General features: G+C 75.7%; 23 protein-coding genes. 16 read left to right on the top strand and 7 right to left on the bottom strand.

What is annotated here, in order from left to right; all coding sequences use genetic code 11:
• Positions 1–7: 7 nt before the first annotated feature.
• From FN207_RS17515 to FN207_RS17475, 9 genes are all read left to right on the top strand, one after another.
• On the top strand, positions 8–1,936 hold the full coding sequence (locus tag FN207_RS17515) for a TIGR03960 family B12-binding radical SAM protein (protein WP_142459743.1): 1,929 nt from the start codon (positions 8–10) through the stop codon (positions 1,934–1,936).
• A 12-nt stretch (positions 1,937–1,948) separates the two neighbouring features.
• Positions 1,949–2,716: a TIGR03936 family radical SAM-associated protein gene (locus FN207_RS17510; protein ID WP_142459742.1), complete on the top strand. Its 768-nt coding sequence runs from the start codon at positions 1,949–1,951 to the stop codon at positions 2,714–2,716.
• Positions 2,717–3,003: 287 nt separating this feature from the next.
• Positions 3,004–6,309: a ribonuclease E/G gene (locus tag FN207_RS17505; RefSeq protein WP_142459741.1), complete on the top strand. Its 3,306-nt coding sequence runs from the start codon at positions 3,004–3,006 to the stop codon at positions 6,307–6,309.
• Between the two features lie 214 nt (positions 6,310–6,523).
• Positions 6,524–6,835, top strand: coding sequence for a 50S ribosomal protein L21 (gene rplU, locus FN207_RS17500; RefSeq protein WP_110007164.1), 312 nt, complete (start codon positions 6,524–6,526; stop codon positions 6,833–6,835).
• A 7-nt stretch (positions 6,836–6,842) separates the two neighbouring features.
• Positions 6,843–7,100: a 50S ribosomal protein L27 gene (rpmA, locus tag FN207_RS17495; RefSeq protein WP_110007163.1), complete on the top strand. Its 258-nt coding sequence runs from the start codon at positions 6,843–6,845 to the stop codon at positions 7,098–7,100.
• 101 nt (positions 7,101–7,201) lie between these two features.
• Positions 7,202–8,683 (top strand): GTPase ObgE, encoded by a 1,482-nt coding sequence (gene obgE, locus FN207_RS17490; RefSeq protein ID WP_142459740.1) that lies wholly within the window; start codon positions 7,202–7,204, stop codon positions 8,681–8,683.
• A complete protein-coding gene (gene proB / locus FN207_RS17485) occupies positions 8,680–9,816 on the top strand; it encodes a glutamate 5-kinase (RefSeq protein WP_142459739.1) in 1,137 nt (378 codons plus the stop codon). Before obgE ends, proB begins: the two co-directional genes overlap by 4 nt.
• Complete coding sequence (gene def / locus FN207_RS17480; protein WP_142459738.1) at positions 9,813–10,295, top strand: peptide deformylase; 483 nt, start codon at positions 9,813–9,815, stop codon at positions 10,293–10,295. The genes proB and def overlap by 4 nt, the downstream gene beginning before the upstream one ends.
• A gap of 23 nt (positions 10,296–10,318) precedes the next feature.
• Positions 10,319–11,101 (top strand): isocitrate lyase/PEP mutase family protein, encoded by a 783-nt coding sequence (locus tag FN207_RS17475; RefSeq protein WP_142459737.1) that lies wholly within the window; start codon positions 10,319–10,321, stop codon positions 11,099–11,101.
• A gap of 9 nt (positions 11,102–11,110) precedes the next feature.
• On the opposite strand, the gene FN207_RS17470 is transcribed toward FN207_RS17475, so the two are convergent.
• Genes FN207_RS17470 through FN207_RS17460 form a run of 3 tightly spaced genes read right to left on the bottom strand, consistent with a single transcriptional unit; the run spans position 11,111 to position 12,443 of the window.
• The gene (locus tag FN207_RS17470) at positions 11,111–11,446 is read right to left on the bottom strand and encodes a hypothetical protein (protein ID WP_142459736.1); all 336 of its coding nucleotides are present in this window, start codon (positions 11,444–11,446) and stop codon (positions 11,111–11,113) included.
• Positions 11,447–11,481: 35 nt separating this feature from the next.
• The gene (locus FN207_RS17465) at positions 11,482–11,787 is read right to left on the bottom strand and encodes a hypothetical protein (RefSeq protein WP_142459735.1); all 306 of its coding nucleotides are present in this window, start codon (positions 11,785–11,787) and stop codon (positions 11,482–11,484) included.
• The gene (locus FN207_RS17460; protein ID WP_142459734.1) at positions 11,784–12,443 is read right to left on the bottom strand and encodes a maleylpyruvate isomerase family mycothiol-dependent enzyme; all 660 of its coding nucleotides are present in this window, start codon (positions 12,441–12,443) and stop codon (positions 11,784–11,786) included. Before FN207_RS17460 ends, FN207_RS17465 begins: the two co-directional genes overlap by 4 nt.
• A 73-nt stretch (positions 12,444–12,516) precedes the next feature.
• On the opposite strand from FN207_RS17460, the gene FN207_RS17455 reads away from it, so the two are divergent.
• On the top strand, positions 12,517–13,002 hold the full coding sequence (locus FN207_RS17455) for a MarR family winged helix-turn-helix transcriptional regulator (RefSeq protein WP_246066140.1): 486 nt from the start codon (positions 12,517–12,519) through the stop codon (positions 13,000–13,002).
• Here FN207_RS17455 and FN207_RS17450 read toward each other — a convergent pair.
• From FN207_RS17450 to FN207_RS17435, 4 genes are read right to left on the bottom strand one after another with little or no spacing between them, the layout of a single operon-like run.
• A complete protein-coding gene (locus FN207_RS17450) occupies positions 12,993–13,397 on the bottom strand; it encodes a Fur family transcriptional regulator (RefSeq protein WP_142459733.1) in 405 nt (134 codons plus the stop codon). The genes FN207_RS17455 and FN207_RS17450 overlap by 10 nt on opposite strands.
• Complete coding sequence (locus FN207_RS17445) at positions 13,394–14,395, bottom strand: metal ABC transporter permease (RefSeq protein ID WP_142459732.1); 1,002 nt, start codon at positions 14,393–14,395, stop codon at positions 13,394–13,396. The genes FN207_RS17450 and FN207_RS17445 overlap by 4 nt, the downstream gene beginning before the upstream one ends.
• 1 nt (position 14,396) lies before the next feature.
• On the bottom strand, positions 14,397–15,200 hold the full coding sequence (locus FN207_RS17440; RefSeq protein ID WP_185938400.1) for a metal ABC transporter ATP-binding protein: 804 nt from the start codon (positions 15,198–15,200) through the stop codon (positions 14,397–14,399).
• Positions 15,197–16,144 (bottom strand): metal ABC transporter substrate-binding protein, encoded by a 948-nt coding sequence (locus FN207_RS17435; RefSeq protein WP_246066138.1) that lies wholly within the window; start codon positions 16,142–16,144, stop codon positions 15,197–15,199. Before FN207_RS17435 ends, FN207_RS17440 begins: the two co-directional genes overlap by 4 nt.
• Before the next feature lie 65 nt (positions 16,145–16,209).
• On the opposite strand from FN207_RS17435, the gene FN207_RS17430 reads away from it, so the two are divergent.
• The 6 genes from FN207_RS17430 (at position 16,210) to FN207_RS17405 (ending at position 22,251) form a co-directional block, all read left to right on the top strand.
• Positions 16,210–17,478, top strand: coding sequence for a glutamate-5-semialdehyde dehydrogenase (locus FN207_RS17430; protein ID WP_185938399.1), 1,269 nt, complete (start codon positions 16,210–16,212; stop codon positions 17,476–17,478).
• A 25-nt stretch (positions 17,479–17,503) separates the two neighbouring features.
• Entirely contained in the window at positions 17,504–18,391 is an 888-nt protein-coding gene (locus tag FN207_RS17425) for an AAA family ATPase (protein ID WP_110909214.1), read from the top strand.
• On the top strand, positions 18,391–19,839 hold the full coding sequence (locus FN207_RS17420; protein WP_142459731.1) for a vWA domain-containing protein: 1,449 nt from the start codon (positions 18,391–18,393) through the stop codon (positions 19,837–19,839). Before FN207_RS17425 ends, FN207_RS17420 begins: the two co-directional genes overlap by 1 nt.
• 311 nt (positions 19,840–20,150) lie before the next feature.
• Complete coding sequence (nadD, locus tag FN207_RS17415) at positions 20,151–20,882, top strand: nicotinate-nucleotide adenylyltransferase (protein WP_246066137.1); 732 nt, start codon at positions 20,151–20,153, stop codon at positions 20,880–20,882.
• A complete protein-coding gene (gene rsfS / locus FN207_RS27050; RefSeq protein ID WP_246066136.1) occupies positions 20,879–21,505 on the top strand; it encodes a ribosome silencing factor in 627 nt (208 codons plus the stop codon). The genes nadD and rsfS overlap by 4 nt, the downstream gene beginning before the upstream one ends.
• Entirely contained in the window at positions 21,502–22,251 is a 750-nt protein-coding gene (locus tag FN207_RS17405; protein WP_142459730.1) for a histidine phosphatase family protein, read from the top strand. Before rsfS ends, FN207_RS17405 begins: the two co-directional genes overlap by 4 nt.
• Positions 22,252–22,279: the final 28 nt, after the last annotated feature.

Genomic DNA, 22,279 nt, shown 5'->3' with positions numbered 1-22,279 from the left:
ACCGGTCATGAGCGGAGAGAGCCTGTACCCCCGTCTCGAGCCCCTGCTGGCCCAGGTGCAGAAGCCCATCCAGTACGTGGGCGGTGAGCTGAACGCCCAGGTCAAGGCCTGGGACGACGTCGCCGTGCACTGGGCGCTGATGTACCCCGATGCCTACGAGGTGGGGCTGCCCAACCAGGGCCTCATGATCCTCTACGAGGTGCTCAACGAGCGGCCCGACGCCCTGGCCGAGCGCACCTACGCCGTCTGGCCCGACCTGGCCGCGCTGATGCGCGAGGCCGGCGTCGGCCAGTTCACCGTCGACGCCCACCGCGCCGTGCGCGACTTCGACGTCCTCGGCGTCAGCTTCGCCACCGAGCTCGGCTACACCAACCTGCTCGAGGCGCTCGACCTCGCCGGGGTCCCGCTGCACGCCACCGACCGCGACGAGAGCCACCCGGTCGTCGTCGCGGGCGGGCACGCCGCGTTCAACCCCGAGCCGATCGCCGACTTCGTCGACTGCGCCGTCCTGGGCGACGGCGAGCAGGCCGTCGGCGACATCACCGACGTCGTCGCGGCGTGGAAGCAGCAGGGCCGTCCCGGCGGGCGCGAGGAGCTGCTGGCCCGCCTCGCCCGCGTCGACGGCGTCTACGTGCCGCGCTTCTACGCCGTCTCCTACGGCCCCGACGGCGCGATCGCCGCGGTGACCCGCACCCGCGCCGACGTCCCGGCCCGGGTCGGCAAGCGCACGGTCATGGACCTCGACGAGTGGCCCTACCCGAAGACGCCGCTGGTCCCGCTCGCCGAGAGCGTGCACGAGCGGATGAGCGTGGAGATCTTCCGCGGCTGCACCCGGGGCTGCCGCTTCTGCCAGGCCGGGATGATCACCCGCCCGGTGCGCGAGCGGACGATCACCGGCATCGGGTCGATGGTCGACCAGGGCCTGCGCGCGACCGGGTACGAGGAGGTCGGGCTGCTGTCGCTGTCGAGCGCCGACCACTCCGAGATCGGGCAGGTGGCCAAGGAGCTCGCCGACCGCTACGAGGGCACCAACACCGGCCTGTCGCTGCCGTCGACCCGCGTGGACGCCTTCAACGTGACGCTGGCCAACGAGCTGTCCCGCAACGGCCGCCGGTCGGGGCTCACCTTCGCCCCCGAGGGCGGCAGCGAGCGGATCCGCCGGGTGATCAACAAGACCGTGTCCAAGGAGGACCTGGTCGCCACCGTCACCACCGCCTACGCCAACGGCTGGCAGCAGGTGAAGCTCTACTTCATGTGCGGGCTCCCGACGGAGACCGACGAGGACGTGCTCGAGATCGCCGAGCTCGCCGTCGAGGTGATCCGCGCCGGCCGCGAGGCCAGCGGCCGCAAGGACATCCGCTGCACGGTGTCCATCGGCGGGTTCGTGCCCAAGCCGCACACGCCGTTCCAGTGGGCCGCCCAGGCCAGCGCCGAGACCATCGACCACCGGTTGAGGGTCCTGCGCCAGGCGATCAACGCCGACCGGCGGATCGGCCGCTCCATCGGCCTGCGCTACCACGACGGCAAGCCCGGCGTGATCGAGGGACTGCTCTCCCGCGGCGACCGCCGGGTCGGCCGGGTCATCGAGCGGGTGTGGCGCGAGGGCGGCCGCTTCGACGGCTGGAGCGAGCACTTCTCCTTCGAGCGGTGGACCGCCGCGGCCGGCGCGGAGCTCGCCCCGTTCGGCGTCGACCTCGACTGGTTCACCACCCGCGAGCGCACCCAGGACGAGGTCCTGCCCTGGGACCACCTGGACTCCGGGCTGGACAAGGAGTGGCTCTGGGACGACTGGCAGGACGCGCTGTCGGAGGAGGAGGTCGCCGACTGCCGGTGGACGCCCTGCTACGACTGCGGCGTCTGCCCGACCAACGGCACCGAGATCCAGATCGGTCCCACCGGGCGCAGCCTGCTGCCGCTGACCGTCGTGGGTCGCTGAGGTGGACCGGTAGTGGCCCGCCAGCCCGAGGGACCGCCCCCGCCGCCCACCGTGCAGAAGCTGCGGCTGCGCTACGCCAAGCGCGGCCCGCTGCGCTTCGCCTCCCACCGCGACCTCGCCCGCGCGCTGGAGCGGGCGCTGCGCCGGGCGCAGGTGCCGATGGCCTACTCCGCCGGCTTCACGCCGCACCCGAAGATCAGCTACGTCGGTGCCGCGCCGACCGGGGCGGCCAGCGAGGCCGAGTACCTGGAGATCGGCCTGGCGCAGCGGTGCGACCCCGAGGCGGTGCGGGTCGCGCTCGATGATTCGCTGCCGCCGGGCATCGACGTCCTGGAGTGCGTCGAGGCGGCCGAGGGCGGCGGCTCGCTGGCCGACCGCATCGACGCCACCCGCTGGCGCATCGAGCTGCCCGGCATCGAGTCGGCGGAACTCGAGTCGGCGGTGGCCGCGCTCCTCGCCGCCGGCGAGGTCACGGTGGCCAAGCGCACCAAGAACGGCCTGCGCGACGTCGATGCGCGCGCTCCGATCGCGTCCGCGTCCGCGGGCGGGGCGGCAGGATGTGCCATACTGCACGTGGTCGTCCGGCAGGTGACGCCCGCTGTTCGACCCGACGACGTGGTGGCCGCTCTCGCTGCCGTCGCCGACCTGCGCCCGCCGTCGCCCCCCCGGGCCGTGCGTGAGGCGCAGGGCCGGCTCGACGACAGCGGGACCGTGGCCGATCCGCTCGGTCCCGACCGTGCGGCGCGCGCCCGCTGCCAGGGGGAGCACGCCGCCGTCTGACCGGGGAGCCCGGCCGCTCCCGCGCCGTCGAGCGACACGGCTGCCAGACGTGCCGCACCGGCACCACCCGAGACCCTCTGCACCACCGCACCACCTGCAGTCCGCACCACCTGCAGTCCGGCCCCGGCCGCGGCGACCGCCGCCCGGGACCGACCCCAGACTTCGCGAGCCGGACGCGCCGCCGCACCCCGAGCGGCCGCCCGGACCGCCCAACCCGTGCACCTGCGCGGCTGCTCGTCCCCGCTGGGGATCGGCGCCCGGGCGCACCACACAGGAGGCGAGCCCTCGTGGCCGACCAGGACAACGACCCCACCAGCGACACCCCCACCGGCGACACCGGCCCGGCCCTCCCGCCCGGCGACGCGCCGGCCGAGGAGGTGCTGAGCGGGGACGCGGCGACAGGGGAGACCCCCGAGGAGGAGCCGGCGGAGACGGCCGCCGCCGAGCCCCGGGACGCGGAGCCGGCGCAGCCGGCCGAGCCCCCCGCCGAGCCGGAGGAGGAGCCCGAGGACGAGCCGGTCCCGTCGCCCTTCGGCGCCCAGTTCAGCTCTCCCGAGCCGACGGCGGTCATCGCCCGGCCCCGCCGCCGGGCCACCCGCCCGGCCGGCGCCGCCGACCCCGGCGCCGTCGAGCCGCTCCCGCCGGTCGCCGCCCCGGCGATCCCGGCCTTCGTCAGCTTCGTGGCCCCCGAGGCCGAGGTGGCACCCCCGCCGCGCCGGCGCAGCCGCCGGCCGCAGGCCGAGTCGCCCGACGTCGAGGACGTCGCGGCCCCGGTCGAGGACGACGAGGAGACCCCGGCGCCCCGCTCGCGCCGCAGCCGCTCGCGCCGCCGCGGCGGTGCTGCCGAGCGCGAGCCCGACGAGCCGGCCGCCGACGAGCAGGTGGCTCCCGAGCAGGGCGCCGTCGACGCCGATGAGGACGAGGACGCGGCCGACGACGCCGACCGCGACGAGACCGACCGCGAGGACGGCGACGGCAGCGGCAGCCGCCGGCGCCGCCGCGGCCGCCGCGGCCGGGGCCGGGGCCGCAACGGCGACGAGTCCACCGACGCCGAGGACGACGCCGAGCGCGCCTCCGGCGACGGCGCCGACGAGCGGACCGCCGAGGACCGCACCTCCGACGACGAGGACGACGAGGACGCCGACACCGGCGAGGACGCCGAGGGCGAGGACGGCGCCGAGGGCGGGTCGAGCACCCGCCGGCGCCGCCGTCGCCGCCGCCGGGGCGGCGAGGCCGCCGCGGAGTCCGGCACCGAGGACGACGACGACCGCCCGGAGCGCGCCGGCCGCAACGGCCGCAGCACCAGCGACGACGACGTCCGCGGCGTCGCCGGCTCCACCCGGCTGGAGGCCAAGCGCCAGCGCCGCCGCGAGGGCCGCGACACCGGCCGCCGCCGCGCGCCGATCCTCACCGAGGCCGAGTTCCTCGCCCGCCGCGAGGCCGTCGAGCGCCGCATGGTCATCCGCCAGCGCGGCGAGCGCACCCAGATCGCCGTCCTCGAGGACGGCGTGCTGGTCGAGCACTACGTCACCCAGGCGCAGGCGACGTCCTTCGCCGGCAACGTCTACCTCGGCCGCGTGCAGAACGTGCTGCCCAGCATGGAGGCAGCCTTCGTCGACATCGGCAAGGGGCGCAACGCCGTCCTCTACGCCGGCGAGGTCAACTGGGAGGCCGCCGGCCTCACGGGCAAGCAGCGCTCGATCGAGCAGGCGCTCAAGTCCGGCGACAAGGTCCTGGTGCAGGTCACCAAGGACCCGATCGGGCACAAGGGCGCGCGGCTGACCCAGCAGGTCAACCTGCCCGGCCGGTTCCTGGTCTACGTGCCCGGCGGCTCGATGACCGGCATCAGCCGCAAGCTGCCCGACACCGAGCGGCAGCGCCTCAAGGACATCCTCAAGAAGATCGTCCCCGAGGACGCCGGCGTCATCATCCGGACCGCCGCGGAGGGCGCCTCGGAGGAGGAGCTCACCCGCGACGTCGCCCGGCTGCAGGCGCAGTGGGAGGTCATCCAGCAGAAGGCCGAGTCGGGCAAGGGGTCCTCCAACAGCGCCCCCGTGCTCCTCTACGGCGAGCCGGACCTGGCCATCCGCGTCATCCGCGACGTCTTCAACGAGGACTTCAGCGAGCTCGTCGTCCAGGGCGACGACGCGTGGGACACCGTCGAGGCCTACGTCGCGCACGTCTCCCCGGAGCTGTCCGGGCGGCTGACCCGGCACACCGGCGAGGGCGACGTCTTCCGCGACCTGCGCATCGACGAGCAGCTGGCCAAGGCGCTCGACCGCAAGGTGTGGCTGCCCTCGGGCGGCTCGCTGGTCATCGACCGCACCGAGGCGATGACCGTCGTCGACGTCAACACCGGCAAGTTCACCGGCTCGGGCGGCAACCTCGAGCAGACCGTGACGCGCAACAACATGGAGGCGGCCGAGGAGATCGTCCGCCAGCTCCGGCTGCGCGACATCGGCGGCATCATCGTCATCGACTTCATCGACATGGTGCTCGAGAGCAACCGCGACCTGGTGCTGCGGCGGCTCACCGAGTGCCTGGGCCGCGACCGCACCAAGCACCAGGTCGCCGAGGTCACCTCGCTGGGCCTGGTGCAGATGACCCGCAAGCGCGTGGGCCAGGGCCTGCTCGAGGTCTTCTCCGAGCCGTGCGAGCACTGCCGCGGGCGGGGCGTCCTCGTGCACACCGACCCGGTCGACGACCGCCGCCGCGGCGGGAACGGCCCCGGGGCCGGCGGTCAGGGTCCGGGCGGACAGGGTCCCGGCAGCAGCGGCCGGCGCGACCAGAACGGCCGCAAGGACGCCGAGCGCAAGGACACCGAGCGCAAGGACACCGAGCGCAAGGACGCCGACCGTCGCGACGCCGAGGTCGAGAGCCCCCAGGCCGTGGCGGCCCAGCCCGCGGCGCCCGACGCCGGTCCCGAGGCGGCCCCGGCCGGCGAGTCCGGCGAGGGGCAGCGCTCCGGCGGGAGCCGGCGCAACCGGGGCCGGCGCAACCGCGGCCAGTCCGGTGAGGAGCGCGCGGCCGAGGACGCCGCGGTGCTCGCCGCCGCCTCGGTCGTCCCCGACGACACGTCCCCCGAGGACGCCGCCGCCGGTCCGGCCGGTGCGGCCGACGACGCGGCCGAGGTCGAGGTCGCGGTGCAGTTCGGCTCCGAGGTCCCGGGCGCCGAGGTGACCGAGCCGGAGGTGACCGAGCCGGCGGAGACGGCCGAGGAGCAGACCGCCGAGGAGGGCGACCCCGCCCTGCTGGTGGCCGACGTCGCAGCTCCCGTCGAGGCCCCTGTCGAGGCCGCCGCCGAGCAGGACGCCGAGCCCGACGTGCCGGCCGGTGCGGGCCCCGACGACCCGGCGCCGGCCGCGGACCCGCAGGCACCCGAGCCCGTGGTCCTGGAACCCGTGGCACCGGAGGCCGTGGCACCGGAGGCCGTGGCACCGGAGGCCGTGGCACCGGAGGCCGTGGCACCGGAGCCCGTGGCACCGGAGCCGCAGGCGCCGGCCGCCGACGACGGCACCGGCACCGCGGTCGGCGCGGCGCGCCCGCGTCGTCGCCGCGCCGCCAGCCGCCCGGCCGGCCCTCCGGCCTCCTAGGCCGGAGCAGCACCACCCCGAGCAGTACGGCCCCGGGCGGCCGGGACCGCGTTCGACCCGGTCCCGGCCGCTCGGGTACGCTGGTCGGGTTGCACCGCCCCGGACCGGACCCCGGTCCCGCGGAGGTGGTGCGGCCCGTCCAGCACCCGGCGCCCGCGCCGGGGTGCGCGCAGGACGCATCGCGGGACAGACAGCAGCGATCGAGGAGTCAGTGGTGTACGCAGTCGTGAAGGCCGGTGGCCGGCAGCACAAGGTGGCCGTGGGCGACCGGTTCACGGTCAACCGTCTCGCGGGTGAGGCGGGCGACACCGTCACCCTCCCGGCCCTGCTCCTGGTGGACGGCGAGACCGTCACCAGTGACGCGCAGGCGCTGGCCGGCGTGACCGTGACCGGCGAGATCGTCGGCCACGGCAAGGGCCCGAAGATCCGCATCCACAAGTTCAAGAACAAGACGGGCTACCACAAGCGTCAGGGCCACCGTCAGCCGCTGACCGACGTGGTCGTCCGCGACATCACGAAGGGCTGACGACGACATGGCACACAAGAAGGGCGCCTCGTCCTCCCGCAACGGCCGCGACTCGAACGCCCAGCGCCTCGGCGTGAAGCGCTTCGGCGGCCAGGTCGTCAAGGCCGGCGAGATCATCGTGCGCCAGCGCGGCACCCACTTCCACCCGGGTCTGGGCGTCGGCCGCGGCGGCGACGACACGCTGTTCGCCCTCGAGGCCGGTGCGGTCACCTTCGGCACCCGGCGTGGTCGCAAGACCGTCTCGATCACCACGGTCGACGCCTAGGCCTCCGGGCTCCCCAGAGACCACGCACGCCACCGAGCGCACGGGCCGTCCGGCCCGTGCGCTCGTCGGCGTTGAGCAGGCAGTGAGCAGGTAGAGCAGACATGGCCGCGTTCGTCGACCGCGTCGTCGTGCACGTCGCCGCAGGCAACGGCGGCCACGGCGTCGCCTCCGTGCACCGCGAGAAGTACAAGCCCCTCGGTGGCCCCGACGGCGGCAACGGCGGGGACGGCGGCGACGTCGTCCTCGAGGTGGACCCCAGCGTCCACACGCTGCTGGACTTCCACCACCGGCCGCACCAGAAGGCCGGCAACGGCCGTCCCGGCGCCGGCAGCCACCGGCACGGGGCCAACGGCGAGGACCGCGTGCTGCGCGTCCCCCAGGGCACGGTCGTCAGCGTCGGCGGCGAGGTGGTGGCCGACCTCGTCGGCGCCGGCACCCGCGTCGTGTTGGCCTCCGGCGGCAGGGGCGGGCTGGGCAACGCCGCGCTGGCCAACCCGCGGCGCAAGGCGCCCGGCTTCGCGCTGCTCGGCGAGCCCGGCGAGTCCTTCGACGCCGTCCTGGAACTCAAGAGCGTCGCCGACGTCGGCCTGGTCGGGTTCCCGTCGGCCGGCAAGTCCTCTCTGATCGCGGCGATGTCCGCGGCCCGCCCCAAGATCGCCGACTACCCGTTCACCACGCTGGTGCCCAACCTCGGCGTGGTCCGCGCCGGCGACGTCGTCTTCACGATGGCCGACGTCCCCGGGCTCATCCCGGGCGCGGCCACCGGCAAGGGGCTGGGCCTGCAGTTCCTCCGGCACGTCGAGCGCTGCGCGGTGCTGGTGCACGTCGTCGACATGGCCACCCTCGAGCCCGGCCGCGACCCCGAGAGCGACATCGAGGCCCTCGAGCAGGAGCTCGCGGAGTACGGCGGCGACGAGCTCGACCTCGTCGGCCGGCTGCGGGTCGCCGTCCTCAACAAGATCGACGTCCCGGACGGCCGCGAGCTGGTCGACCTGGTGCGGCCCGGGCTGGAGGCCCGCGGGCTGCAGGTCTTCGCCGTCAGCGCCGCCACGGGGGAGGGGCTGCCCGAGCTCGGCTACGCGCTGGCCGCCGCCGTCGCGGAGTACCGCGCCGCCCTGCCGGCCCCCGAGCCGCAGCGCGTCACGCTCACCCCTCGCGCCGTCGACGACTCCGGTTTCACCGTCACCCCCGACCCCGACGACGAGGGCACCTTCGTCGTCTCCGGCGTGAAGCCCGAGCGCTGGGTCCGGCAGACCGACTTCACCAACGACGAGGCGGTCGGCTACCTCGCCGACCGGCTCAACCGCCTCGGCGTGGAGGACCAGCTGACGAAGTTGGGCGCCCAGGAGGGCGACACGGTCGTCATCGGCGACGTCGCCTTCGACTTCCAGCCGAGCCTGCCCGCCGGCACACCGATGGCCGAGGAGGCGGCGGGCCTCGGCGGACGCGGCACCGACAACCGCATCGACGCGCCGCACCGGGTGCGCGCGGCCGAGCGGCTGGCGGCGAAGAAGGCCCGCCGGATGCCGTACGAGATGACCGAGACCTGGACCGACGAGGAGCTGCCCGAGGAGGGCGAGTGAGCGCCCGTCCCTCGGTCGCCCGGGCCGGCCGCGTGGTCGTGAAGGTCGGCTCCTCCTCGCTGACCACGCTGCCCGGCGGGCTCGACGCCGCACGGCTGACCGCGCTGGTCGACGTCCTCGCCGCGGTGCGGGCGCAGGGCCGCGAGGTCGTGCTGGTGTCCTCCGGCGCGATCGCCGCGGGCCTGGCGCCGCTCGGGGTGGAAGGCCGTCCGCGGGACCTGGCCACCGCGCAGGCCGCGGCCAGCGTCGGGCAGCTGCGGCTGGTGCAGACCTACGCCGACGCCTTCGACCGCCACGGCATCACCGTCGGTCAGGTGCTGCTGACCGCCGACGACCTCACCCGCCGCGGCCACTACCGCAACGCCCGCCAGACGCTGGAGCGGCTGCTCACCCTCGGCGTGATCCCGATCGTCAACGAGAACGACACGGTCGCCACCGAGGAGATCCGCTTCGGCGACAACGACCGGCTGGCCGCGCTCGTCGCGCACGTGGCCGCCGCCGACGCGCTGGTGCTGCTCTCCGACGTCGACGGCGTCTACGACGGCGACCCGCGCACCGGCCCCGCCCAGCTGGTCGACCGCGTGCAGGGTCCCAGCGACCTCGCCGCGGTCACCCTCGGCACCGCGCGGCGCAACGGCGTGGGAACCGGCGGGATGGCCACCAAGGTCGAGGCGGCGTTCATCGCCTCGGGCGCCGGCGTGCCGGTCGTCGTCACCTCGACCCCGCAGGCCGCCGCCGCGCTGGCCGGGGAGCGGGTCGGCACCCTGTTCGAGCCCTCGGGCCGCCGCCCCTCCGGCCGGCAGTTCTGGCTGCGCTACGCCAGCCGCCCGCGCGGCCGGCTGGTCCTCGACGACGGCGCGGTGCGGGCGGTCCGCGAGCGGTCCGCCTCGCTGCTGGCCGCGGGCGTCACCGCCGTCGACGGCGACTTCCTGGCCGACGACCCGGTCGAGCTGGTCGGCCCCGACGGCACCGTCGTCGCGCGCGGGCTGGTCGCCTACGACGCCCGCGAGCTGCCCGCGCTGCTCGGGCGGCGCACGCCCGACCTCGACCCGGAGTACCGGCGCGAGGTCGTGCACCGCGACGAGATGGTGCTGGTCGGGCGTCCGCGGGCGGCTGGGAGACTGCCCCGGTGACGATCCGCCCCATCCGCGAGCTCGGTGACCCCGTGCTCCGCACGCCCGCCGACGAGGTGCGGGCCTTCGACCGGGAACTGGCCGCCCTGGTGCGCGACCTCGAGGAGACCGTCGACCACCCCGGCCGCGCCGGGCTGGCCGCTCCGCAGATCGGGGTGAGCGCCCGGGTCTTCAGCTACAACGTCGACGGCGAGATCGGCCACCTGGTCAACCCGCGGGTCGTCGAGCTGTCCGAGGAGACCCAGGACGGCGACGAGGGCTGCCTGTCCATCCCGGGCCTGTGGGCGCCCACGGTGCGGGCGATGGAGGCCGTCGTCGAGGGCTTCGACGTGCACGGGGAACCGCTGCGGCTGTCGGGCACCGGGCTCATGGCGCGCTGCCTGCAGCACGAGGTCGACCACCTCGACGGGAAGGTCTTCCTCGACCGGCTCACCGGCGATGCCCGGAAGACCGCGCTGCGGGCCCTGCGCGCCCGCTGATCCACCCCGTACGGTCGGGTGCCGTGACCGATCTCGCGACCCGCGCCCGGACCCTGCTCGACCTGCACACCGCCCCGGAGATCCTCGTCCTCACCAACGTGTGGGACGTCGTCTCCGCCCAGGTGGTCGCCGCCACCGAGGGCGTGCGGGCCCTCGCCACCGCCAGCCACGGCATCGCCTCGACCTTCGGCTACGAGGACGGCGAGAACATCCCGCTCGACCTGCACCTGGACATGGTCGGCCGGATCGTCGCCGCCGTGGACCTGCCGGTGAGCATGGACATGGAGGCCGGCTACGGCGACGCCGGCGAGACCGCCCGCCGCGCCATCGAGAAGGGCGTCGTCGGCGGTAACCTCGAGGACCAGATGAAGCCGCTGGACGAGGCCGTGGCCGCCGTCGAGGCGGTCGCGCGCGCCGGGCGGGACGCCGGCATCGACTTCGTGCTCAACGCCCGCACCGACGCCTTCGTGCGCGCCGGGCGCGACGCCGACCGCTCCGAGCTCGTCGCCGAGGCGATCCGCCGCGGGAAGGCGTTCCTCGAGGCCGGCGCCCCGGTCGTGTTCGTGCCCGGGCTGCTGGCCCGCGAGGAGATCGAGGCGGCCGTCGAGGGTCTGGGCCGGAACAAGCTGACGGTGATCACCGTGCCGGGGCGGTCGCTGCCGGCCCGCGAGCTGCAGGAGCTCGGCGTCGCCCGCGTCTCCACCGGCCCGTTCACCCAGCGGGTCGCGCTCACCGCGCTGCAGGACGCCGTCGTCGACATGGTCGGCGGCGGCGTCCTGCCGCCCGGCACCCGCGCGCTCAACTGACCCGACGGGTCACCGGCCGGCGGGGAGCGCCACCCCTCCGGCCGGGACCACCAGGCCGCGGACGTCGAACGGGGTGACCACCTCGGGCGGGTGCGGCCGCCCCGCCAGCACCTCGTCGACCAGCGGTCCGATCACCTCGCGGCCGTAGCGGTCGTACTGCTCGCGGGACTCCCACACCTCGATCACCCGCAACCCGTCGGCGGTCGGCCAGGCCAGGTGGACCAGCCGGCCCTCGAAGGCCCCGCCGGTGCGCTCCAGCAGCAGCCGGTGCACGGTGTCGTAGAGCTCCACCAGGTCGTACGGCTCGGCCGGCGCGGTCACGTCCTCGGTCACCGCCCAGATCATCTGGTCCCCTCCTCGGCGAGCCGGGTCGCGGGCGGTCAGATCGCGACGCCGGCGCGGGGGAGCACCAGGCCGCGGACCTCGAACTCGGTGGACGCCGAGGCCGGGGGCTGCTGTCCCCGCAGCACCTCGGCGAACGCCGGCTCGATGACCTCCCGGTTCGCGCGCTCGAGGTCCTCGCGCGACTTCCACACGTCGATCGCCTGGAACCCGTCCGCGGTGGGCCGGACCAGGTGCAGCAGCAGGCCGTCGAAGGCCGGGCCGTTCCGCTCCAGCATCGCCGCGTGCACGGCGTCGTAGAGCTCCACCGGTGCGGACACGTCTGTGATCACACCCAGGGTCATGTCGTCCTCCTCCTCGACTCCTCCCGGCGGCCGTGCGCCGCCGGCAGCCGTTGCACGCCCGCACCGGAGAGCCGGTGCACGGTCGCGGTGCGCCCGGTGATCAGCAGCAGCAGGTCGCCGGTCGTGCCCTCGACCGGGGCGCCCTCGCCCAGCACGAGGTCGCTGTCGGTGGCTCGCACCTGCAGGCCGGCCAGCCGCTTCCGCACCCCGAACGGGAAGCTCATGGCCCAGGCCCGCCTGGCCGACACCGCCGCCGGGCCGGGCGGGATCGCCCGCTCCCGGCCCAGCGGGACGGCGATGTCCTGCCCGTGCACGAGGACGTCGGTGAGTGGCTCGACGGGCGAGACGAACGGCGCCCGCCGCCGGGAGCCGACCATCGCGCGGATCCGCCGGCCGTACTCGCCGTCGGGCAGCGGGCCGACGCGCAGCGCCGAGTCCCGGATCATCCGGTCGAAGCCGCCCCGCGCCCGGACGACCTCCACCAGGCCCGGCCGCAGGCCCATCTGGGCGAGGGTCAGGTGCGCGGCGACGTCGCGCACCCGCCAGCCCGCGCACAGGGACGGGGTCTCCCACTCGGCCGGCGACAGGTCGTCGAGCAGGTCGGCCAGGCTCGCCCGCTGGGCGTCGATCGTGCGCCAGACGTCGTCGAGGTCCACGACGGCCTCCCGGGAGGTTGGTACGATGGTCTGACTATTCAGTCAGAAGAGCTGACCAACGTCAAGGGGTGTCGTGGAGGTTCGCGCCGAGGACCGGCAGAACGGGGGCGGCCGCGGCCGCCGGGGCGAGGAGCGCCAGAACCTGGCCCTGCTGTGCTTCTACCCGCACCGGGCGATGGAGGCCCGGCTGCTGGCGACGTTGACGGCCGAGGGCTACGACGACCTCACCCTCGCGCAGGCGCGCGTCGCCGCGCGGATCGGCCCCTCCGGCACCCGGCTGACCGACTTGGCCGCGCAGGCGCTGGTCACCAAGCAGACCGCGGGTCACCTGGTCGACCAGCTCGAGCGGGCCGGCTACGTCCGCCGCGTCCCCGACCCGACCGACGCGCGGGCCCGGCTGGTGCAGATCGCCGAGCGGGGCCGGGAGCTGGTGGCGGTCGCCCGCCGGGTGGAGGCGGAGGTCGAGGCCGAGTGGACGGCCCACCTGGGGGAGGAGACCGCGGACCAGCTGCGCGTGGCGCTCACCCGGCTGCGCGAGGTGACCGACCCCTACCGCTGAGCGCAGGCCCGGCAGGTGCCGAACACCTCGAGCTGGTGCTGCACGTCGGCGAACCCGTGCTCGGCGGCCACCCGCGCGGCCCAGCGCTCCACCGGCGGGTCGGCGACCTCCACGGTGGTGCCGCAGGAGCGGCAGACCAGGTGGTGGTGGTGCACCGGGGAGCAGCGGCGGTAGGCGGCCTCGCCGTCCTCGCTGCGCAGGACGTCGACCAGGCCGTCGTCGACCAGGGCCTGCAGCGCGCGGTAGACGGTGGCCAGGCCGACGGCGTCGCCGCGCTCGCGCAGCAGCGCGTGCAGGTCCTGTGCGGTGCGGAACCCGTCGAGCTCCTCCAGGAGGGCGAGCACTGCCGTCCGCTGCCGGGTCTGCCGGCGCACCGGCACCTCGGGAGCGCTCACGTCCGCTCCCTCCCGATGGCGTGCTCGTCGTAGTGGACGCCGGTGCCGGTGCGGTGGGGTGCGTGCAGGTGCCCGTCGTGGTCGTAGTCCACGTGGTCGCCGTGCGGCACCGGCTGGTGCCCGCAGCCCTCGCCGTGCTCGTGCGGGTGGGCGGTGTGCACGTCGACCCGGCGCCCGTGCCGGCGGCGCGCGGTCGCGTCGCGCAGCGCCACGGCCACGGTGACGACGAGGAACAGCGCGATCGCCAGCAGCACGATCGTGCCGCCGGAGGGGGTGCCGGTGTAGTACGAGGCGGCGGTGCCCGCGACGCTGACCACCACGCCGATCGCGCAGGCCAGGTAGAGCGTGGCGCGGAAGCTGCGGCCCACGAGCTGGGCGACCGCGGCCGGCAGGATCATCAGCGCACTGATCAGCAGCAGCCCGACCACCCGCATCGACAGCACGACGGTCGAGGCGACCAGCGCGGCGAGCACGGTGTTGAGCGGCAGCACCGGCAGGCCGACCGCGCGGGCGTACTCCTCGTCGTCGCTGACCGCGTACAGCCGCGAGCCGAGCAGCCAGACGACGCCCAGGACGACGACGGTGATGACGGCGAAGACGGCGACGTCGGACGCGGTCGTCGTGGTGATCGCGCCGAAGAGGTAGGCGTCGAGGTTGGTCGCCTGCCCGCGCGGGGCCAGGGAGAGCAGCACGACGCCGCCGGCGATGCCGCCGTAGAAGAGGACGGCGAGGGCGACGTCGCCGCTGGTGCGGCCGCGCGCGCGGACGAGCTCGATGAGCACCGCGCCGATCACCGCGGCCACCAGCGCCGTCCCGACCGGCGCGCGCGAGGTGAGGACGCCGACGGCGACGCCGGTGAGCGCCACGTGGCCGAGGCCGTCACCGAGCAGCGACAGCCGGCGCTGCACGAGGAAGACGCCGACCGCGGGGGCGGCCAGCCCGACCATCAGCGAGGCGAGCAGCGCCCGCTGCATGAACCCGTACTCCAGCAGCTCCACGTCAGCGGCTCCCGCGCGCGCGGGCGGCGTCGGGCGCCGGCCGGGGCTGGTCGAGCCGGTAGCCCCGGACGGGCGGCGCGGCGGCCTCGTCCGGGTGGTGGCAGTCCGGCCCGGCCCCGGGGCCGACGTCGCCCAGCGGGCCGTCGTAGGTGAGCCGGCCGGAGTCGACGACGACCGCGCGGGTCAGCACGCCCGAGAGCGGGCCGGTCTCGTGGGTCACGACGAGGAGTGTCGTCCCGGCCGCCGAGACCCGGGCCAGCACGGTGGCCAGCGCCGCCTGGCTGGCCGCGTCGACACCCGCGGTGGGCTCGTCCATGACCAGCAGCTCCGGCTCGGCCGCCAGTGCCCGGGCCACGAGCACCCGGCGCTGCTGCCCGCCCGACAGCGAGGCGACCGGGTCCTCGAGCCGGTCGGCCAGGCCGACGGCGTCGACCGCTTCGGCGACCGCGGCCCGGTCGCGGGCGCCCGGCCGGCCGAACAGGCCCAGCCGCGGCAGCCGGCCGACGCCGACCACCTCGCGCACGGTGGCCGGCATCGCGCCGCTGACGGTGTGCCGCTGGGGGACGTAGCCGACCCGGCCGCGCTCGCGCAGCCGGCCCACCGGGGCGCCGAGCACCTCGACGGTGCCGCCGAGGACGGTCGCCAGGCCCAGCAGGCCGCGCGAGAGGGTGGTCTTGCCCGAGCCGTTGGAGCCGAGGACCGCCACCGCCTCGCCGGGCCGGACGACCAGGTCGGCGTCGCGGACGATGGCCACGTCGCCGTAGCCGATCGTGGCGCCGGCGAGCCGGAGGGCGGTGTCGGTCACGCGCAGCCCTGCCCCTCCTGCAGCGTCGCCAGGTCGGCGCGCATGACCGCGAGGTAGTCGTCGCCGGCCGACTCGTCGCTCAGGCCCTCGATCGGGTCGAGGACGGCGGTCTGCACACCGGCCTCCTCGGCGACGGTCTCGGCGACGGCGGGGTCGACGAGGGTCTCGGTGTAGACGGTCGTCACGCCGCGCTCGCGGACCAGCGTAGAGATCTCGGCCAGCTGCGACGGGCTGGGCTCCGTCGACGGGCTCAGGCCGCTGACCCCGACGACCTCGAGGCCGTACCGGTCGGCGAGGTAGCCGAACGCGTCGTGGCTCGTGACCAGCGTGGTCACCGCGCACTGCGCCAGGCCCTGCTGCATCTCGGCGTCGAGGGCCTCCAGGTCGGTGCGCAGCGCCGCGGCGTTGTCCCGGTAGGTGTCCGCGCCGTCGGGGTCGACCTCGGCGAGCCGGTCGGCCAGGGCGTCGCCCACGTCGGCCAGCCGGGTCGGGTCGAGCCAGAAGTGCGGGTCGACGGCGCCCTCCTCGTCGGCGTGCCCGGCGTGCTCCTCCTCGCCCTCGTCCTCGTGCGCGGCGGCCGTCAGCGACAGGTCGGCCGCGTCCCCGGCGTCCCACGCGGCGTCCCCGGCCTCGACCACGGCGTCGTCGAGCGCCGGCTGGAAGCCCTCGAGGTAGACGACGAGGTCGGCCTCCGACAGCGACGCGACGTCCTGCGGGGTGAGCTCGAGGTCGTGCGGCTCGGCGCCCGGCGGGGTGAGCGAGGAGACGTCGACCCGGTCGCCGCCGACCCGCTCGGCCGCCCACTGCAGGGGGTAGAAGGCCGCCTCGACCGAGACGCCGTCCTCGGCGGCGGCCGCGTCGCCGCCGGAGGAGCCACAGGCGGCCAGCAGCAGGGCGGTGGCGGCCGCGGTGGCCGCGGCGAGGACACGCGTCGTCGTGGTCATGAGAACCATTCTCACACAGGCGCCGACGCGCCCGGGAGAGAGGGGCGGCGCGTACCCTGCGGGTCGTGTCCGACGCCGTCGACCTGCCGCTGATCGGGGCCGCCGCGCGGCGTGCCCGCGCCGCCTCCCGCGTGCTGCGCACCCTGCCGACCGACGTCAAGGACGCCGCGCTCTCCGCGATGGCCGACGCGCTGGTCGAGCGCACCGACGAGGTGCTGGCGGCCAACGCCCTCGACGTCGACGCCGCGGCCGCCGACGGCACGCCGGCCTCGGTGCTCGACCGGCTGCGCCTGGACGCCGGGCGGGTCGCCGGCGTCGCCGCCGCGCTGCGCGAGCTGGTGGCGCTGCCCGACCCGGTCGGCGACGTCGTCCGCGGGTCCCGGCTGCCCAACGGGCTGGAGCTGCGGCAGGTCCGAGTGCCCTTCGGTGTCATCGGGATCGTCTACGAGGCGCGGCCCAACGTGACCGTCGACGCCGCGGGCCTGTGCCTCAAGAGCGGCAACGCGGCGCTGCTGCGCGGCTCGGCCTCGGCGTACCGCACCAACGCCGCGCTGGTCGCCGTCCTGGCCGAGGCCGGGCAGAAGGCGGGCCTGCCGGAGGGGTCGGTGGAGCTGCTGCCGGCCGACCGCGCGTCCGTCGGCGAGCTGCTGTCCGCGCGCGGGCACGTCGACCTCGTCATCCCGCGCGGCGGCGCCTCGCTCATCCAGCGGGTCGTCCGCGAGGCGCAGGTACCGGTGATCGAGACCGGCGTCGGCAACTGCCACGTCTACGTCGACGCCTCCGCCGACGCCGCGATGGCCGAGGCGATCGTGCTCAACTCCAAGACCCACCGGGTCAGCGTCTGCAACTCCGCGGAGACGCTGCTCGTGCACCGCGACGTGCCGTTCCTGCCGCGGCTGCTGGCCGCGCTCGCCGACGCCGGGGTCACCCTGCACGGCGACCCGGCTGTCGTGGAGATGGCCGCCCGCGCCGCCCACGACGCCGTCGTCCCGGCCACCGACGAGGACTGGGCCACCGAGTACCTGTCGATGGACATGGCCGTCCGCGTCGTCGACGACCTCCCGCAGGCGCTCGAGCACATCGCGCGGTGGGGGAGCGGGCACTCCGAGGCGATCGTCGCCGACTCCGCGTCCGCGATCGCCGCGTTCACCGCGGGCGTCGACGCCGCCGCCGTGCTGGTCAACGCCTCCACCCGGTTCACCGACGGCGGCGAGTTCGGCTTCGGCGCCGAGATCGGCATCTCCACGCAGAAGCTGCACGCCCGCGGGCCGCTGGGCCTGCCGGAGCTGACCAGCACCACCTACGTCGTCACGGGCAGCGGCCACACCCGCTGACCCGACCCCCTCGCCAAGGAGTCGCATGCCCCGCCCGCCGACGCAGATGCCCCAGTTCTCCTCGGTCGCCGACGTCGGCAAGCGGTTGTCGACCGCCGGGTACCTGCCCGACGCGCAGATCGCGACGACGGTCTTCCTCGCCGACCGGCTGGGCAAGCCGCTGCTGGTCGAGGGGCCGGCCGGCACCGGGAAGACCGAGCTGGCCAAGGCCCTGGCCGCGGCGACGGGCTCGGAGCTGATCCGCCTGCAGTGCTACGAGGGCCTCGACGAGGCGCGGGCGCTCTACGAGTGGAACTACAAGAAGCAGCTGCTGCGGATCCAGGCGGCCCAGGGCGGGGACGGCACCGACTGGGACACCGTCCACGACGACATCTTCGGCGAGGAGTTCCTCCTCTCCCGGCCGCTGCTGACCGCGATCCGGCGCACCGAACCGACCGTGCTGCTCATCGACGAGACCGACAAGGCCGACGTCGAGGTCGAGGGCCTGCTGCTGGAGGTGCTCAGCGACTTCCAGGTCACCATCCCCGAGCTCGGCACCGTGGCCGCGACCCGGCGGCCGACCGTCGTGCTCACCTCCAACGCCACCCGCGAGCTGTCCGAGGCGCTCAAGCGGCGCTGCCTGTACCTCTCGCTGGACTACCCGTCGGCCGAGCGGGAGCGGGAGATCGTGCTCTCGCGGGTGCCCGACCTCGCGCCGGGGCTGGCCGAGCAGCTGGTGCGCACCATCCGGGCGCTACGGGCGATGGAGCTGAAGAAGTCGCCGTCGATCTCCGAGACCCTCGACTGGGCGCAGACGCTGCTCGAGCTGGGCCTGGACACCCTCGACGAGACCGCGGTCCGCTCGACGCTCGGCGTGGTGCTCAAGCACGCCAGCGACCAGGAGCGCGCCGCCGCCGAGCTGCGGCTCAACTGATGAGCGCGCCGGCCTCGGCCGCCCCCGGGGGACTGGCCGGGCACCTCGACGGGTTCGTGCGCGCGGTGCGCGAGGCCGGCATCCCGGTCGGGATCAGCCAGGCCGTCGACGCCGCGGAGATCCTCACCGTCGTCGACCTGCTCGACCGCGAGCAGCTGCGGCACGGGCTGGCCGCGGTGCTGCTGCAGCGGGCCTCGCAGCGGCCCGCCTACGACACGCTGTTCGACCTGTGGTGGCCGCTGTCGGACCGCCCGCGCGCCGGGTCCGCGTCCGGCGGGGAGGACGACGAGGACCCCGGCGCCGACGACGGCTCGACGCTGGACCTGCCCGACGGGCACGGCGACGCCGACGAGCGCGACCTCGCCCAGCGGATGCGCGAGCAGCTGGCGCGGCTGCTGCGGGACGGCGACGACGAGGCGCTGCGCCGCTTCGCGCGGCAGGCGGTCGAGCAGCTCGGGCGGGCGCCGGCGTCGCCGTCGGGGCAGTCCTACTTCGGCTACCGGGTGATGCGGGCCCTGTCGCCGGACACGCTGGTCGCGCAGCTGCTCGCCGGCCTGCTCGCCGACGGCGACCGCGGCGGGCTGGCCGAGCAGGTCGCCCGGCAGACCGTCCGCGAGCGGCTGGCCGCGTTCCGGTCGGCCGTCGACGCCGAGGTCCGGCGCCGTGCGGCGGCCGAGCGGGGCCGCGACCGGGTGGCCAAGAGCGCGGTGCGGCCGCTGGCCGAGCAGGTCGACTTCCTGCGGGCGCAGCAGTCCGACCTCGCGGAGCTGCGCCGGGCCGTGGCGCCGCTGGCCCGGCGGCTGGCCGTGCGGCTGTCGGCGCGCCGGCGCATGGGCCGCCAGGGCCGGCTGGACTTCCGCAAGACCGTGCGCGCCTCGCTCGGCACCGGCGGCGTGCCCGTGGTCACCCACCACCGGCCGCGCAAGGTGCACAAGCCCGAGCTCGTGGTGCTCTGCGACGTCAGCGGCTCGGTGGCCGGGTTCAGCCACTTCACGCTGATGCTCACCCAGGCGCTGCGCGAGCACTTCTCCGGCGTCCGGGCGTTCGCCTTCGTCGACGCCACCGACGAGGTGACCCGCTTCTTCCGGCCGGGCGCCGACGTCACCGCCGCGATCTCCCGCATCGGGCGCGAGGCCGACGTCGTCGCCTTCGACGGGCACAGCGACTACGGCAACGCCCTCGAGGTGTTCGCCGACCGCTGGCCCACCGCCGTCGGGCCGAAGACGTCGCTGCTGGTGCTCGGCGACGGGCGGACCAACTACCGGCAGCCGGGCCTGCCGGTACTGGCCGACCTGGTCCACCGGTCGCGCTCGGCGCACTGGCTGAACCCGGAGCCGCGCCGGCTGTGGGGGAGTGGGGACTCCGCCGCGGACCGCTACGGCGAGGTCATCGACATGGTCGAGTGCCGCAACGCCACCCAGCTCGCGGACTTCGTCACCACGCTCTGACACCGGCCGCTTCCGGCGACACGCCCGGAGCGGGGGTTTCCGGTACCCCGCGTAACCGGTCGGCCGGTGGGCCGTTGGTCAGCACGGGCACGGGTCGTCGGACCGGTGCCCGGCCCGGCTCGTCGTCGCCGACGGCGGCCGGGGCACGCGACCGACGGCACGGGGGTGCCGGTCGCGGCCGGACGATCCGTCCCGGCGGCCGGGTGCGGCGACGTCCGCACCCGGCCGTCCGCGATCGCACGACCTCGGGCCGGTCCGCGCGGGCCCGGTCCAGCAGGGCCGCCGCCGACCCGCCCGGCTAGGCTCGATCGGTGGCAGGAACCCGGATCGGCGTGATGGGTGGGACGTTCGACCCCATCCACCACGGCCACCTGGTCGCCGCCAGTGAGGTCGCCGGGCTCTTCGGCCTCGACGAGGTCGTCTTCGTCCCCACCGGTCAGCCGTGGCAGAAGAGCGAGCGCGAGGTCAGCCCCGCCGAGGACCGCTACCTCATGACCGTCATCGCCACGGCCTCCAACCCGCGGTTCTCCGTGAGCCGGGTCGACATCGACCGCGACGGCCCGACGTACACCATCGACACCCTCTCCGACCTGCACGCCCAGCGTCCCGACGCCGAGCTGTTCTTCATCACCGGCGCCGACGCGCTGTCGCAGATCCTGAGCTGGCGCGACAGCGACCGCTTCCTCCGGCTGGCCCACTTCGTGGGGGTCACCCGGCCCGGGTTCACCCTCGCCGACGGGCACCTCCCCGAGGGGGCGGTCAGCCTGGTCGAGATCCCGGCGCTGGCCATCAGCTCCACCGACTGCCGCGACCGCGTCGCCCGCGGCATGCCGGTCTGGTACCTCGTCCCCGACGGCGTGGTCCAGTACATCGAGAAGCGCGGCCTCTACCGCTCCGGCCCGGGCGCCCGCCGCTTCCCCGGCCCCCGCGGCGACCGGCCCGCCTACGACCGACCGCCGGCCCCCGACGCCACCGCCGACCACACCGCCGACCCCACCGACCCCACCGACCCTGCTGCCCACCTCCGGGAGGTACCCCGATGACCGCCTCCACCGAGGCCCGGGAGACCGCGCTGCTCGCCGCCCAGGCCGCCGCGGACAAGCTCGCCACCGACGTCTCGATCGTCGACGTCAGCGACCGCCTCGCCATCACCGACGCCTTCGTGCTCGCCGCCGCGCCCAACGAGCGCCAGGTGCAGGCGATCGTCGACGAGGTGGAGGAGCGCCTGCGCGCGCACGGCGTCAAGCCGGTCCGCCGCGAGGGCGTCGCCGAGGCCCGCTGGGTGCTGCTGGACTTCGTCGACGTCGTCGTGCACGTCCAGCACACCGAGGAGCGGGCGTACTACGCCCTCGAGCGGCTGTGGAAGGACTGCCCGACCATCCCGTTCGTCGACCGCGCCCTGCCGGCCACCGCGGCCACCGGCGGCGCCACGCTGTCGGCCGACGACGTCGACCCCGGCAGCTCCGACCCGCTGTCGCTGGCACCCGACCCCACCGAGGACCTCACCGAGGACGACCTCGCCGACGAGGACGCCCTCGAGGGCGACCCGATGCAGGACGGCCACCTGGACGACGGCACGGCCGGCTCGGACGGCTCGGACGGCTCGGACGTCCATGGCCCGGGCTCCGCGACCGGGGACGGGGACGCGGGGACGACCGGCCGGTGACGGCCCCCGCCGCGCTCGACCTGCCGGTGCCCCGGCTCGTCGTCTGGCGGCACGGCCGCACGGAGTGGAACGCCACCGGGCGCTTCCAGGGGCAGATGGACCCGCCCCTGGACGCCGAGGGCCGCGCGCAGGCCGCCCGCACGGCGCCGCACCTGGTGGCGACCGGGCTCTCCGCGGAGACCACGGTCGTCGTCGCCAGCGACCTCGTGCGGGCCGCCGACACCGCGACCGCCCTCACCGGCGTGCTCGGCGTGCCGCTGCTCCTCGACGAGCGGCTGCGCGAGCACGGCCTGGGCTCCTGGGAGGGGCTCACCCGCGACGAGGTCGCCGAGCGCCATCCCGAGCAGTACGCCGAGTGGCTCGCCGGCCGCCCGGTGCCCGACCGCGGCGGCGAGCAGGCCGCCGACGTCGCCCGCCGCGCGCTGGCCGCCCTGCGGGACCTGCCGCCGGCCGAGGTCGCCGTCGTCGTCACCCACGGCGGGACCGCCGGGCGGCTCATCGAGGCCCTGCTCGAGCTCGGCCCGCAGCACCGCCGGGTGTTCGGACCGCTGGCCAACTGCGGCTGGAGCGAACTGGCCCGCCAAGGGGAGCGCTGGCGCCTGATGCGGCACAACACCGTCGTGGCCGCGCTCCCGGGTCGGCTCGAGGGGCCGGCCACCGGCCGGCCGGCCACCGCCCCGGCGGATGCCGAGGCCACCCCCGAGGGCGCCGCGCCGCCCGCGCAGGACGCCGACGCGGTCCTCTGACGCAGCCCTCGGGACACCGGCCGACCGC

The organism is Geodermatophilus aquaeductus, from assembly GCF_900182545.1.
Classification (GTDB): domain Bacteria; phylum Actinomycetota; class Actinomycetes; order Mycobacteriales; family Geodermatophilaceae; genus Geodermatophilus; species Geodermatophilus aquaeductus.
Note: the sequence above shows the minus strand (reverse complement) of the source record. Positions and strands in the feature narration are given on the sequence as shown.

Excerpts from the sequence above, each read along its gene's own strand:
- FN207_RS17420 (WP_142459731.1), top strand. The coding sequence starts at position 18,391 with ATGAGCGCGCCGGCCTCGGCCGCCCCCGGGGGACTGGCCGGGCACCTC.
- FN207_RS17435 (WP_246066138.1), bottom strand. The coding sequence starts at position 16,144 with ATGACCACGACGACGCGTGTCCTCGCCGCGGCCACCGCGGCCGCCACC.
- FN207_RS17465 (WP_142459735.1), bottom strand. The coding sequence starts at position 11,787 with ATGACCCTGGGTGTGATCACAGACGTGTCCGCACCGGTGGAGCTCTAC.
- rsfS (WP_246066136.1), top strand. The coding sequence starts at position 20,879 with ATGACCGCCTCCACCGAGGCCCGGGAGACCGCGCTGCTCGCCGCCCAG.
- rpmA (WP_110007163.1), top strand. The coding sequence starts at position 6,843 with ATGGCACACAAGAAGGGCGCCTCGTCCTCCCGCAACGGCCGCGACTCG.
- obgE (WP_142459740.1), top strand. The coding sequence starts at position 7,202 with ATGGCCGCGTTCGTCGACCGCGTCGTCGTGCACGTCGCCGCAGGCAAC.
- FN207_RS17425 (WP_110909214.1), top strand. The coding sequence starts at position 17,504 with ATGCCCCGCCCGCCGACGCAGATGCCCCAGTTCTCCTCGGTCGCCGAC.
- FN207_RS17470 (WP_142459736.1), bottom strand. The coding sequence starts at position 11,446 with ATGATCTGGGCGGTGACCGAGGACGTGACCGCGCCGGCCGAGCCGTAC.
- FN207_RS17515 (WP_142459743.1), top strand. The coding sequence starts at position 8 with ATGAGCGGAGAGAGCCTGTACCCCCGTCTCGAGCCCCTGCTGGCCCAG.